At 61.0% G+C, this 13,135-nt stretch carries 13 protein-coding genes; 3 read left to right on the top strand and 10 right to left on the bottom strand.

The genetic code is table 11. The features are described from left to right. Positions 1-8: 8 nt before the first annotated feature. The 7 genes from AMM41_RS05805 to AMM41_RS05775 are packed head-to-tail and all read right to left on the bottom strand — an operon-like array spanning position 9 to position 5,523. Positions 9-791 (bottom strand): SDR family oxidoreductase, encoded by a 783-nt coding sequence (locus AMM41_RS05805; RefSeq protein ID WP_089954338.1) that lies wholly within the window; start codon positions 789-791, stop codon positions 9-11. Beyond that, entirely contained in the window at positions 773-2,056 is a 1,284-nt protein-coding gene (locus tag AMM41_RS05800; protein ID WP_089954335.1) for a TRAP transporter large permease, read from the bottom strand. Before AMM41_RS05800 ends, AMM41_RS05805 begins: the two co-directional genes overlap by 19 nt. After that, a complete protein-coding gene (locus AMM41_RS05795) occupies positions 2,053-2,592 on the bottom strand; it encodes a TRAP transporter small permease (protein ID WP_089954330.1) in 540 nt (179 codons plus the stop codon). The genes AMM41_RS05800 and AMM41_RS05795 overlap by 4 nt, the downstream gene beginning before the upstream one ends. Before the next feature lie 53 nt (positions 2,593-2,645). Further along, the gene (locus tag AMM41_RS05790; protein ID WP_089954326.1) at positions 2,646-3,620 is read right to left on the bottom strand and encodes a TRAP transporter substrate-binding protein; all 975 of its coding nucleotides are present in this window, start codon (positions 3,618-3,620) and stop codon (positions 2,646-2,648) included. 40 nt (positions 3,621-3,660) lie between these two features. Next, positions 3,661-3,999 carry a hypothetical protein gene (locus tag AMM41_RS05785; protein ID WP_053169794.1) on the bottom strand — a complete coding sequence of 113 codons (339 nt, stop codon included), beginning with the start codon at positions 3,997-3,999 and terminating at the stop codon, positions 3,661-3,663. Between the two features lie 19 nt (positions 4,000-4,018). Further along, entirely contained in the window at positions 4,019-4,537 is a 519-nt protein-coding gene (locus AMM41_RS05780) for a gluconokinase (RefSeq protein ID WP_228769118.1), read from the bottom strand. A 2-nt stretch (positions 4,538-4,539) separates the two neighbouring features. Beyond that, positions 4,540-5,523 carry a 2-hydroxyacid dehydrogenase gene (locus AMM41_RS05775; RefSeq protein ID WP_089954322.1) on the bottom strand — a complete coding sequence of 328 codons (984 nt, stop codon included), beginning with the start codon at positions 5,521-5,523 and terminating at the stop codon, positions 4,540-4,542. Positions 5,524-5,699: 176 nt separating this feature from the next. Here AMM41_RS05775 and AMM41_RS05770 point away from each other — a divergent pair, with 176 nt between their 5' ends. Beyond that, the gene (locus tag AMM41_RS05770) at positions 5,700-6,755 is read left to right on the top strand and encodes an HTH-type transcriptional regulator GntR (RefSeq protein WP_089954318.1); all 1,056 of its coding nucleotides are present in this window, start codon (positions 5,700-5,702) and stop codon (positions 6,753-6,755) included. Positions 6,756-6,774: 19 nt separating this feature from the next. Here the strand turns inward: AMM41_RS05770 and AMM41_RS05765 are convergent, their stop codons facing one another. Genes AMM41_RS05765 through mutS form a run of 3 tightly spaced genes read right to left on the bottom strand, consistent with a single transcriptional unit; the run spans position 6,775 to position 11,078 of the window. After that, complete coding sequence (locus tag AMM41_RS05765; protein ID WP_089954314.1) at positions 6,775-7,578, bottom strand: alpha/beta fold hydrolase; 804 nt, start codon at positions 7,576-7,578, stop codon at positions 6,775-6,777. Continuing rightward, positions 7,578-8,405, bottom strand: coding sequence for a proteasome-type protease (locus AMM41_RS05760; RefSeq protein WP_089954311.1), 828 nt, complete (start codon positions 8,403-8,405; stop codon positions 7,578-7,580). The genes AMM41_RS05765 and AMM41_RS05760 overlap by 1 nt, the downstream gene beginning before the upstream one ends. A gap of 12 nt (positions 8,406-8,417) precedes the next feature. Beyond that, a complete protein-coding gene (mutS, locus tag AMM41_RS05755; protein WP_089955272.1) occupies positions 8,418-11,078 on the bottom strand; it encodes a DNA mismatch repair protein MutS in 2,661 nt (886 codons plus the stop codon). Positions 11,079-11,329: 251 nt separating this feature from the next. On the opposite strand from mutS, the gene AMM41_RS05750 reads away from it, so the two are divergent. Both AMM41_RS05750 and AMM41_RS05745 read left to right on the top strand, forming a co-directional pair. Next, positions 11,330-11,677: a rhodanese-like domain-containing protein gene (locus tag AMM41_RS05750; RefSeq protein ID WP_089954307.1), complete on the top strand. Its 348-nt coding sequence runs from the start codon at positions 11,330-11,332 to the stop codon at positions 11,675-11,677. A 103-nt stretch (positions 11,678-11,780) separates the two neighbouring features. Continuing rightward, positions 11,781-13,112, top strand: coding sequence for a hemolysin family protein (locus AMM41_RS05745; RefSeq protein ID WP_089954303.1), 1,332 nt, complete (start codon positions 11,781-11,783; stop codon positions 13,110-13,112). The last annotated feature ends 23 nt before the right edge of the window (positions 13,113-13,135 follow it).

Raw genomic sequence — 13,135 nt, 5'->3', positions numbered from 1 at the left:
CAAAAGCTTCAAAGGGTGGCGGTCACGCCGCCGTCAACGTAAAGGATATGGCCGTTCACAAAACGTGAGGCGTCCGAGGCCAGAAAGACGGCCGCGCCGCCCAGGTCTTGCACATCGCCCCAGCGGCGGCTCGGTGTTCGGCCCACCAGCCAGCTGCTGAAGGCCGGATCATCGACCAGCTTTTGGTTCAGTTCGGTCTTGAAGTAGCCCGGGCCAATGCCGTTGACGTTGATGCCAAACTGGCCCCAGTCGATGGCCATGCCTTTGGTCAGCATCTTCACCGCGCCCTTGGTGGCGGTGTAGGGCGCAATACCGGGGCGGCCCAGCTCGCTTTGCACCGAGCAAATGTTGATGATCTTGCCGCGTCCACGCGGGATCATTTTTTTGGCCACCGCCTGGCCCACGTAGTACACGCTGTCCAGGTTGGTCTTCATGAGGGTGTGCCAGTCGCTGTCCGCATACTCATGCAGCGGGCCGCGAATCTGCATGCCCGCGTTGTTGACCAGGATGTCGATCGGCCCCTCGGCCTCGATCTGATCGACGGCCGAGCGCACGCTGTCGGCATCGGTCACATCAAACACCGAGGTGCTGACGGACAAGCCTTGGGCTTTCAAACTCTGCGCAGCGGCATCCACTTTATTGGCCGTGCGGCCGTTCAGGACGACGTGCGCCCCGGCTTGCGCCAGGGCCTCGGCCAGGGCCAAACCAATGCCCGCCGAAGAGCCGGTGATCAGGGCGCGGTGGCCCGATAAATTGAAGGAATTCAGAACATTCATCGCATCAGCATCCATTTCAGAGGAACCATCACCAGGCTCGGGAAGGCAATGAGTGCACCCATCACCACCACCTGCGAAGCCAGGAAAGGCATGACGCCACGAATGACGTCGTGCATCGGGATGCGGCCCACGCCGCAAACCACATTGAGCACCGTGCCGACAGGCGGGGTGAGCAAACCGATGGCGTTGTTGATGATGAACAGCACGCCAAAATACACCGGATCAATACCGGCCTCGCGCACCAAAGGCATGAGCACCGGCGTGAGGATCAGCACCGTCGGCGCAAAGTCGAGTGCCGTGCCCACAATCATCACCAGCAGCATCAGCATGACCATCAGCAGGGTTTTGTTGTCGATGAAGGGCCGCAAAATTTCGACAATCTGGGCCGGGATGTTGGCCACGGTGATGAGCCAAGCCGACACCAAAGCCGCAGCCACCAAAAACATGACCACAGACGAGGTTTTGGCGGCCGACAAAATGATGCCGTACAGGTCTTTGAGCTTGATTTCGCGGTAGATGAACAGGCCCACAAACAAGGAGTACACCACCGCCACCACCGCCGCTTCGGTGGGGGTGAAGACGCCCATCTTCATGCCGCCGATGATGGTGATGGCCAGCAGGTAAGACCAAAACGCGTTGATGGTCACCGAGATTCGTTTTTTGAACGGCACCTTCTCGGCCACCACCACATTGTCTTTGCGGGCCACGATCCACCAGGTCACGATCAGGGCGAAACCCATCAAGATGCCCGGGAAAATGCCGGCCATGAAAAGTTTGGAGATCGACACACCGCCGATCACGCCAAACAAAATGAAACCAATCGAGGGTGGGATCACGGGGGCAATGATGCCGCCTGCTGCAATCAGGCCCGCCGAGCGGTCCATGCGGTATCCCGCGTCGCGCATCATGGGCATGAGCACGGCAGCCAGTGCTGCCGTGTCGGCCACCGCCGAGCCCGACAAGCTGGCCATGACGATGGCGGCAAACACCGCCACATAACCCAGGCCGCCCCGAAAGTGCCCGACCCACACCATGGCCGAATTGACAATGCGTCGGCTCATGCCGCCCGCATTCATCAGCTCACCGGCCAGCATGAAAAAGGGCACGGCCATCAATGGAAAATTGTCGGCGCCGTTGATCAGGTTTTGCGACACGATCTGCGTGTCGAAGTTGTCCAGGTGCAGCATCAGCGCCACGCCGGAGACGATGAGTGAAAACGCCAGCGGCATGCCCAGCGCCATGGCCGCCAGCAGCGACACAATGAACACGATGACGGTCATTTGGAGGCCCCTTGGGTGTGGGCGGTCACGACTTCTTCGGAGTCTTGCACCTGGATCAAATCGGATTCGTTGAAGTTGCCTTTGGCCAGCTGCACCAGCTTGCCCACGATCATCAGGCCCATGGCCACGCTGGTGATGTAGCCCACGCCGTACACCCAGCTCATGGGGATTTCGGTCACGGCCGAGCGCGTGCTGGCGTTGATGCCGTGTTGCTTCAAGGTGCCGTAAAACATGAGAGCGCAGCAGCCCAGCATCAACAGGTTGGACAGGGCAAAAGCCACTTTTTTGCCCCCAAGGCTGAGCTTGCGCACCACAGAGTCCAAACCCAAGTGGCCGTTTTCACGCATGGTGACGATGGCACCCAAAAAGGTGATCCAGATGAACAAAAACCGCGACAACTCTTCCGAGCTGATGATGCCGTCGTTGAAGCCGTAGCGCAGCACCACGTTGCCAAACACCATGATGACCATGGCCGACAACATGATGACCAGGGTGAGCTCTGCCAGCTTGAAGAAAAGGTCGTTGATTTTTTTCATAGTGCCATCAAAAAAGCCCCCTCCAAAGAGGGGGCGTGTTCTCACTCAAACCATCACTTGGTGTCTTCGATGGCCTTGAGCAAAGCCGGGCCGTTTTTCTCACCAAAGGTCTTGGCGATTTCGGCCGACACGATCTTCTGGAACGGGGCCATGTCCACGTTCTCGATCACTTGCATGCCAGATTTTTTCAGCTCAGAGATCACCTTGCCCGCATTCGAAGCATTCAAGCTGCGCTGGTAGGTGGCCGCTTCGCGTGCAGCATCCACCACGACTTTTTGGTAGTTGGCAGGCAAGCTGTCGAACTTGGCTTTGTTCATGGCCACCACCAAGGGCGAGTAAACGTGGTTGCTCACCGTCAGGTGTTTTTGCACTTCGTAAAACTTGGAGGACCAGGTCACGTTGATCGGGTGCTCTTGGGCGTCAAAGGTACCGGTTTCGAGTGCGGTGTAAAGCTCGGCAATCGGCATGGGCGAGGGGTTCATGCCCAGCAACTTGAAAGCCTGGATGTGGTAAGGGTTGGGTGTGGAGCGGATCTTCAAGCCCTTCAAGTCGTCAGGCTTGTTCACGGGGCGCTTGTTGTTGGTGAAAGCGCGCCAGCCGTTTTCCCAATAGGCCAGACCTTTCAGACCGTGAGGGGCCAATTCGTTGAGCACGCCCGTGCCCACCGCACCGTCGAGCACGTTGTAGGCGTGTTGCGCGCTGCGGAACACAAAGGGCAGTTCCATCGCGGCGGTGTTGGGCACGATGCCGTTGAAGTTGGACGCGCCGCTGGAGACGATGTCGATCGTGCCGCCGCGTGTGCCGTTGATCATGGCCGCATCGTTGCCCAGCTGGTTGGCCGGGAACACGGTGATTTCCACATCGCCGTTGGTGCGTTGCTTGACCAGCTCGGCCAATTTGAGGGCAGCGGCGTGCTGGCCGTCGGTGGCGTTGACGGCGTGGCCCATTTTCAGGTTGAACTTGGCAGCGTAAGCACTGGAGCCGACGGCGGCCACCAGGCAGGCGAGCAGGATGCGGGAAAGTTTCATGGTGTTGTCTCCGGGTTGATTTAAAGGACTGTCGCAAAACTCAATCGGTGGGCAGCGCGTACTCATCTGCGCTGAAGACGGTGTGGAACACGGTGCCATCGAACATGGCGATCATGTCTTTGGAAACCTCTTTGCTCTTCATGCGCACCTCAGAGGCCAGGGCGATCTCGATCGCCTCGCGGCTGGGGTAACGCACCGACAGCACCATGCCAAAGTGCGGATCATTCACGTCACTTTCAACTTGGCGCAGCACCCGCACTTCTTGTGCGCCCGGGAAGCGGGTCCACAGCGGCACCAAGTTCTCGCGGATGTAGCGGTTGAAGGCGTCCTCCATGCCGGGTTTGACTTGGCCTTGGAAAAATGCGCAGCGGATGAACATGAGGGGACTTTCTAAAAAATCAGAGGGCAGGGTGCAGGCGGCTGTGCAAAGCCAAAATCGCTTGCGCGACCATGTCCTGAACCGGTTCGGTGATGGGCAGGCGAATCACATCGGTTTCGTCGGCCTGGGGTTTTTCGAGGGTGCGGAACTGGCTGTCGAGCAAACCCGGCTGCATGTAGTGGCCCACGCGCTGGTGCATGCGTTGCGCAATCAAATCGTAGTCACCATCCAGAAACACAAAACACACATCGCCCGCTTGAGCGCGGATGCGCTCTCGGTAGACCCGTTTGAGCGCCGAGCAAGCCACCACACGCCCAGGCTCGTGTGCTTGCGCGAGGCACTGACCAATGCGGTCCAGCCAAGGCCAGCGGTCGGCGTCTTGCAGGGCAATGCCCGAGCGCATTTTGGCCACGCTCTCAGGCAGGTGCAGGTCATCGCCGTCCACCATGTCGAGGCCCAGGCGTTCGCTCAAGGCAGCAGCCATGGTCGACTTGCCGCAACCGGACACGCCCATGACGATCAGGCGCAAAGCGGACATGTTCAGCAGCTCCGTGCCGTCATGTTGGCGCATTCAGGCACGGGGCTTCGCAAGGCTTGCCCAGCAATGCCGGCCTGCATGTTGGCAAATGCCAAATTGGCCATGGCCTGGCGGGTTTCGGTGGTGGCGCTGGCCATGTGGGGGGTCAGCACCACGTTGCGCAGACTCCACAGCGCCTCGGGCACATGGGGCTCGTTGGCAAATACATCGAGGCCTGCGCCTGCAATGGTGCCGTTTTGCAGGGCCATGATCAGCGCCTCTTCATCGACCACGCTGCCACGCGCCACATTGATCAAAAAGCCGCGTGGGCCCAGGGCCTTGAGCACTTCGGCGTTGATCAGGTGCTTGGTGCCAGCGCCGCCGGGCGTGATGGCCACCAGAAAATCCACGTTGGCTGCGAGCTCTGCCGCCGAGGGGTAAAACTGGAAACCCGAATCGGGTTTTTCGCTGCGGGCGGTGTAAGCGATGGACATGCCAAAAGCGCGTGCCCGTTGCGCGATGGCCTTGCCGATGCGCCCCAGGCCCACGATGCCCAAGCGGGCACCCGACACCTTGCGGCCCAAGGCCATGGGGCCGCTGGGCCATTGGCCTGCACGCACAAATTGGTCCGCTTGCGGGATGGCGCGGCCCACCGACAGCACCAGGCCCATGGCCAGATCGGCCACATCGTCGGTCAGCACATCGGGCGTGTGGGTCACGGGGATACCGTGCTCGATCGCGGCGGGCACATCCACGCCGTCATAACCCACACCAAACACCGCCACCACTTTGGCGTTGGGCAGCTGCGCCAGCAGGCTGCGTGGCACGCTGGCCTCGCCCGTGCCCGCCACACCCACGATGCGGGGGGCCAGGGCGGCAAAAGCGGCCGGGTCGGTCACATGGGTGCGGTCGTGCACGGTGTACAGCAACTCCAGGGCTTTTTGGTAGAAGGGGTGCAGTTTGGCCACGGCCAGCACATCGGGTTTGGACACGTCAATCACTCCCATGGTTCATTCGGCTTTGGACAGCGCTGTCCAAAAAAATCAAAAAAAAGGCAGGGCTGAAAAAGACCAGTTCCATTTGCACATCAAGGTTTCCCTTGCATTGGGTCAATTTGTATCCCTGACTCTTGGATAGCGCTATCCTATCGACTTCGCTTGTCCTTCCTGCTCCGGATTAACCCTTGCCCAACGCCATTCCTCCGATCACCAAGACCACCAAAAGTCACCGCGCCACGGGCCGCGTGACCTTGACCGACGTCGCGCAAGCTGCAGGCGTCAGCCCCAGCACCGTGTCCCGGGCTTTGCGGGGCGAGCGTGCGGTGGATCCCGCCTTGATCGAACGCGTGCAGGCCGTCTCCGCCAGGCTTGGCTACGTGCCCGATCCGGCGGCGCGGGCCTTGGCCTCCCAGCGCAGCAACCATGTGGCCATCCTGATTCCGCTGCTGTCCAACGCCTTGTTTGTGGATTTGCTCGATACAGCCCAAAAAACATTGCGAGCCTCGGGCTACCAAACCCTCATGGGCGTGACGCATTACGACGCCAGCGAAGAAGAGCAACTGCTGCGCGAGCAACTGCTGCACCGACCAGCGGGCCTCTTGGTCACGGGGCTGGACCACAACGCGGTGACCCGAAAACTCATGGAAAGCAGCTTGGTGCCTTGTGTGCACCTGATGGACTTGCCATCGGACCCGCACTCTGCTGGCCCTTACTGCGTGGGCTTTCGGCAAACCGATGCCGGTGCGGCCATGACGCGGCATTTGTTGCAAACCGGTCGGCGTCGAATTGCCTTTGCTGCAGCGCAGCTGGATCCCCGGGTCATGCAAAGGTTGTTCGGCTGGCGCAGCGCATTGCAAGAAGCCGGTGTTTACGAGGCCACACTGGAGTTCCTCAACCCCGCACCCTCATCGTTGGCTTTGGGGGCGGTGATGTTTGAGCAAATCATGCAGCAGCGGCCTGCCGTCGATGCCATCTTTTTTTGCAACGACGATTTGGCACAAGGGGCTTTGATGGCCGCTTTGCGCAGAGGCATCGCTGTGCCTTCGCAGGTGGCCATTGCCGGCTTCAACGACCTGACCGGCAGCGACCAGATGCTGCCGCCGTTGACCACGGTGCGCACACCTCGTGCGCAAATTGGCGAGGCAGCTGCGCAGATGCTGCTGAGTCTGATGCGGGGCGAAGAGCCCCTGACGCCACAGATCGATTTGGGTTTTGACATCTTGCAGCGTCAAAGCACCTGAGCCCCCAATTTGTGCTGAATCAGGCTCCGAGGTTGCGCAAGCTGGCCTCTATGGCGGCGGCGGTGGCCAGGGGTTTTTCCATGGGAAAGAGGTGTGAGCCGTCGAGCATCATGATGCGGCCCTTGACGACTTTGTGCGTCAAATCAGCACCCGCTTGGCGCATTTCGACGGAATGGGTGCCGCCGATGAAGGCCGCAGGGCATTTGAGGGGCTTGCGTTTGAGCAGGCTGTCGAGTTTGTGCGGCAAGCTGTTGTAAATGGCGGTTTCCACATTGCGGTCAAAACTGAGTACACGCTGGCCATCGGCATCGTGCGTGCCGTGTTCGATGTAGTCGCGCAGAACTTGCGGTTCCCAGCGGGCAAATGTTTTTTTCTGCTGGAAACTTTCCAGCGCACTTTGTGCATCGGGCCATTGGTGGCGGCGTTTTTGGCTGATGCGACCGGGGGACAGGGCCCCAATCAGGGGTGTTCGCTTGGCCAAGCCCACCGTGGTGGCCCGCCAGCCGCCCAGCACGGGCGAGTCGATCAGCAGCACGCCACGCGCCAGTTCGGGGTGACGGGCGGCGCACATCAAACTCAAAATGCCGCCCAGTGAGTGGCCGACCAAAAAAGCCGGTTTCCCCTCGCTTTGCTTGTCCCGCGCAAAGTCGGCCAATTGCTCCACCAGGTGGGGCCAGTTGTTGGTCACCGGGTACTGGGGGTCGTGGCCGTACATCTCCACTGCATCAACCAGAAAGCCGCGCTGGCGCAGGTTGTCCAGCATGACGCGGTAGGTGCTGGCCGGGAAGCTGTTGCCGTGCGAGAAGATGATGCGGGCGTTCATCAGATCAGCTTTTCTTCGGGGGTGGTGATTTTTTTGAGCAAGGCGTTGCGCACCGGGGAAACCATGAGCGGCACCTCGGTCGCGCCGCCATGCCACATCGGGTCTTCGATGCTGTCGAACATCTGGCGCAGTTTGTCGCCCCAGCTGCTGCGCAACATTTTGAAATAGGGGTTGTGCTCGTCGATGCACATCACGCGGTCGGTTTGCAGGCTGCCCGCTTGGTAGACCACCATGTCCAGCGGCAGGCCCACCGACAGGTTGGATTTGAGGGTGGAGTCCATCGAGACCAAAGCGCATTTGGCGGCTTCGTCCAGTGGGGTGTTGGGGGTGATGACGCGGTCGAGCACGGGCTTGCCGTATTTGGATTCGCCGATCTGGAAGTAGGGCGTCTCGTCGGTGGCTTCGATGAAGTTGCCGGGTGAATAGACCTGGAACAGGCGCATGCCTTCGCCGCCGATTTGGCCGCCAAAGATCATGGACACGTTGAACTCCACGCCCGACGCGCGAAGGGCGGCGGCATCGCGCTCGTACACGCGGCGCACGGCCGCGCCCAGCACGCGGGTGGCGTCGAACATGCTTTTGGCGTTCCAGATGGTCAGGGGTTCGTCTTGCCCGGGCTCGACCAATTTTTCGATCTGCAGCACCTCGCGCACCGACTGTGAGATGCTCAGGTTGCCCGCTGACAACAGCGTCATGAAGCGGTCGCCCGCTTTTTCATAGACGATCATTTTGCGGAAGGTGCTGATCTGGTCCAGGCCTGCATTGGTGCGGGAGTCGGACAGGAACACCAGTCCGGCGCGGGTTTTGACGGCAACACAATAGGTCATGGTTTCTTCTCTTTAATGTTTGGGCAGCAAGCGCTGCAAGGCATACAGGGCCTCGAGCGCTTCGCGGGGGCTGAGCGCATCGGGATTGATTTGGGCCAGCGCCACTTCGATGGGGCTGGGTCCGGTGGCTTCGGATTCGGGGGGGGCGGCGAACAGGTCCACCTGTTGACGGCTTTCATTGGCTCCGGCCTCCAACGCGCTCAGCGCATGACGGGCGTGGTTGAGCACGGCGGCGGGCATGCCGGCCAGCCGCGCCACTTGCACGCCGTAGCTCTTGCTGGCCGGGCCGGCTTGCAGCTCGTGCAAGAACACAATCGACGCGCCCGATTCGGCGGCGCTCACATGCATGTTGACGGCGGCCGTGTGCGTGGCCGGGAACTCGGTCAGCTCGAAGTAGTGCGTGGCAAACAGGGCAAAGGCCTGAGTCTTGTTGTGCAGGTGCGTGGCGATGCCGCTGGCCAATGCCAAGCCGTCAAAGGTGGAGGTGCCGCGCCCGATCTCGTCCATCAGCACCAGGCTGTGGGGCGTGGCGCTGTGCAGAATTTGCGCGGCCTCGGTCATCTCCAGCATGAAGGTCGATTGGGCGTTGGCCAGGTCGTCGGCCGCACCGATGCGCGTGTGAATGGCGTCGATCGGTCCCAGGCGACAGCGGCTGGCGGGCACATGGCTGCCGATGCTGGCCAAGAGCACGATCAGTGCCACCTGGCGCATGTAGGTCGATTTGCCGCCCATATTGGGGCCGGTGATGATTTGCAAGCGCTGGCGTGGCCCCAGCACCGTGTCATTGGCGATGAAGCTGGCGCCCGACATCTGGGCCAGCCGCGCCTCGACCACCGGGTGGCGGCCTTGGCGGATTTCGATGCAAGGCTCTTTGGTGAACTCCGGGGCGCACCAATTGAGCGTCAAAGAGCGCTCGGTCAGGGCGCACAGCACGTCCAGGCTGGCCATGGCCTGCGCCAAAGCGGTGAGCGCGGGCACAAAGGGTTGCAGTTGGTCGAGCAGGCCTTCGTAGAGCCACTTCTCGCGGGCCAAGGCGCGCTCTTGCGCCGAAAGGGCTTTGTCTTCAAAAGTCTTGAGCTCGGGCGTGATGAAGCGCTCGGCGTTTTTCAGGGTCTGGCGGCGGCGGTAGTCGTCAGGCACTTTGTCGAGTTGCCCTTGCGTGACTTCGATGTAAAAGCCGTGCACCTTGTTGAACTGCACGCGCAGGTTGGCAATGCCCGTGCGCTCTTTTTCGCGGGTTTCCAGGTCGAGCAAAAATGCATCGCAATTGGTCTGGATGCCGCGCAACTCGTCCAGCTCGGCGTCCAGGCCGTCGGCGATCACGCCGCCATCGCGCACCAGCGCGGCGGGCTCTTCGAGCAGGGCCATTTGCAACAGCTCGGCGCAGTTTGTGGGCGGGGTCAGCCAGCGGGCCATACCGGCCAGCAAACTGCCGGGCTCGGGCTGAAGGGCTTGCAGTTGCGTGGACAGCGAGGCCGCACGCGCCAGCGCATGGCGCAGGGCCACCAGCTCGCGGGGGCGCACTTGGCGCAACGCGGTGCGGGCGGTGATGCGCTCCACGTCGCTCGCGCCTTTGAGCTGTTCGCGCAGGCTGCTCCAAGCGCCTGCGCCGCTGTCGCCGCGCAGCACGGCTTGGGCTTGCAGGCGGTCCCTCGCGGCTTGGCGCTCGCGCGGTGGGCTGAGCAGCCAGCTTTTGAGCAGGCGGCTGCCCATGCCGGTCATGCAGGTGTCGAGCAGGGCAAACAGGGTGGGCGAATCGGCAGCGCTTTCGCCGCGCAGGGTTTGGGTCAGCTCCAGGTTGCGGCGGGTGCTGGCGGGCAGGTCAATCAGCGCGTCAGAGCGCTGCACCTGCACCCGCTGCACATGCGGCAGGCTGCGGCCTTGGGTGTGTTCGGCGTAAGTGAGCAGGGCCGCAGCGGCGGCGTGCGCGTCGGCCAGCGTGTCGGCGCTCCAGGCGGCCAGCGACGCGGCTTGCAGTTGCTCCAGCAGCTTGCGCTGGCCCAAGCCCGCGTCAAACTGAAAATCGGGCCGCATGGCCAATGCCCAGCTGCCCCGGCCTGCGGTTTTGAGGCCGCGCAGTTTTTGCTCAAACGTGGGTGTCATGCCCGCGCTGGCCAGCAGTTCACTGGGCGCGATGCGGTCCACCCAATCGGCCAGCTCGTCCTGCGCACATTCGGCCAGGTGCACCACACCTTGGGTGACGCTCAGCCAAGCCAAGCCGCAGCGGTTTTTGCCCGCTTGGTGCACGGCCAGCAAGATGGCTTCGCTTTTGTCGGACAGCAGCTCGGTGTCGGTGAGGGTGCCAGGGGTCACCACGCGCACCACTTTGCGCTCGACCGGGCCTTTGGCCGTGGCCACGTCGCCGACCTGTTCGCACAGGGCCACCGATTCGCCCAGCTTGATGAGCCGGGCCAAATACGTTTCAACCGAATGGAAGGGCACGCCCGCCATGAGCACGGGCTGACCCGCCGACTGGCCCCGGCGCGTCAAGGTGATGTCCAGCAGGCCAGCGGCTTTTTCGGCGTCAGCAAAGAACAGCTCATAAAAGTCGCCCATGCGGTAGAACACCAGGGTGTCTGGAAACTCCGCCTTGATGCCCAGGTACTGGGCCATCATGGGCGTGTGGCCAGCGTAGTCGGCGGGTCCATTTGCAGGGGAAATGTCTTTTGGCATCAAGGGCTGGGCCGACTTCAGGATCAGTCGCCGGGTGTTGGTGAGGTGAGGTGAGGGTGTTTCAGCTTGAAACTTGCAGGCCTGAGCGCAGAGCAAAAAGCACGCGAAAAGCCAAACAAACCTCGAAAGACTCAAGATTTTATAGGGAGACCTGCCGTGGCTTGCGGTCCTCAGGCAGCCTTGCCTTGTGTCTGTGTTTGGGGCGGTGTTGTGTTGGTTAAGATGCCGCCAGATTGAAAAAGAAGGAGTCCATGGAATTTTTGAAAAACTACTGGCCCATCATGGCCCTGGCCCTGTGGTTTGGCTACAAATGGTGGAACGCGCGTCGGGTCGTGGCCATGCTGCCAACCTTGAAACAGCAAGGTGCCACCTTGGTCGATGTGCGCTCGGTGTCCGAATTTGCCCACGCCAATGCCCCCGGTACCCTGAACATTCCGTTGCAGGAGTTGGGCTCGCGGCTTGCTGAAATTCCGCGTACAGCCCCGGTGGTGCTGGCCTGCGCCAGCGGCACCCGCAGCGGCATGGCCCGGATGCTGCTCAAAAAGCATGGTTATCAAAACGTGCACAACATCGGCGTTTGGGCCAACTTCTTGAAGTGATGGCCATGGGGGGCCGGGGTAGAAAACGGGGCTGTGGGCTTTAAAAACACATCTCTTTACAATAGCGATTACTCAACTTTCAGGGTTCGCTCGAACCCCTTGTATGGAAATAGCGATACTTTTTGCCCTCATCTGCTTGAACGGGGTGTTTGCCATGTCCGAGATTGCCTTGGTCACGGCCCGCAAAGCCCGGCTTCAGAAGCTGATTGATGAGGGCGACAGCGGCGCGGCAGCGGCTGTCAAACTGGGGGAAGATCCCACGCGTTTTTTGTCCACCATCCAGATCGGCATCACCTCCATCGGTGTCTTGAACGGTATCGTGGGTGAGGCTGCTTTGGCCGCACCGATGGCCATGTGGCTGGTGTCTTTGGGGGTGCCCGATGCCTATGCCAGCTTCGCCGCCACCGGCATTGTGGTGTTGACGATCACCTATTTCTCGATTGTGGTGGGCGAGTTGGTGCCCAAGCGCATTGGACAGTCTTACCCCGAAACCTTTGCCCGCCTGGTGGCCAGGCCCATCAACTTTCTGGCGCTGGCGACCAAGCCTTTCGTGATTTTGCTGTCGGCTTCCACCCGGGGCTTGCTGCGTTTGATGGGCGTCAAAGAAACCAAGGGCACGCCCGTGACCGAGGAAGAGATCCACGCGATGCTGGTTGAGGGAACTTCGGCAGGTGTGATCGAGTCGCACGAACACACCATGGTGCGCAATGTGTTCCGGCTGGATGACCGGCAAATCGGCTCGCTCATGGTGCCGCGTGCCGACATCGTGTGCCTGGATGTAGACGACTCCTTTGAAGAGAACCTCAAGCGCATTGAAGATTCTGACCACGCTCGCTTTCCTGTGGTTCAAAACGGCATCGAAAACATCTTGGGTGTGATCAATGCACGTCAATGGTTGGCCCGTGCGCTCAAAGATCCCCAGCAGTTGCAGGCCCTGCGTGAGCAGAATTTGCAAAGCGCTTTGTACGTGCCTGAGACCATCACTGGCATGGAGCTGCTCGATAACTTCAGGCTGTCTGATGTGCACATGGCCTTTGTCATCGACGAGTACGGTGAGGTGCAGGGCATCATCACCTTGCAAGACCTGATTGAGGCGATCACCGGTGAGTTTCAGCCGCGTGATCCCGAGACTTCATGGGCCGTGCAGCGTGACGATGGCAGTTGGTTGCTCGACGGCCATATTCCAGTGCCTGAACTCAAGGACCGCCTGGGCCTGCAAGAGGTGCCCGAAGAACAGCGTGGGCGCTACCACACACTGAGCGGCATGATCATGCTGCTGACCGGCACCTTGCCCAAGGTGGCCGATTCGGTGCAGTGGGAAGGCTGGAAACTGGAGATTGTGGACATGGATGGCCGCGCCATTGACAAGGTGCTGGCCGTTCGCTTGCCACCCCCCGAGGGCGATTCAGGCGACGAGTCAACGGCCGGCAACTGATCGGCTGTCAGGCACAAAAAAGC

This window comes from Limnohabitans sp. 2KL-3 (assembly GCF_001269405.1).
Lineage (GTDB): Bacteria > Pseudomonadota > Gammaproteobacteria > Burkholderiales > Burkholderiaceae_C > Limnohabitans_A.
The sequence above is the reverse complement of the archived record's forward strand: the minus strand, read 5'-3'. Positions and strand labels throughout refer to the sequence as shown.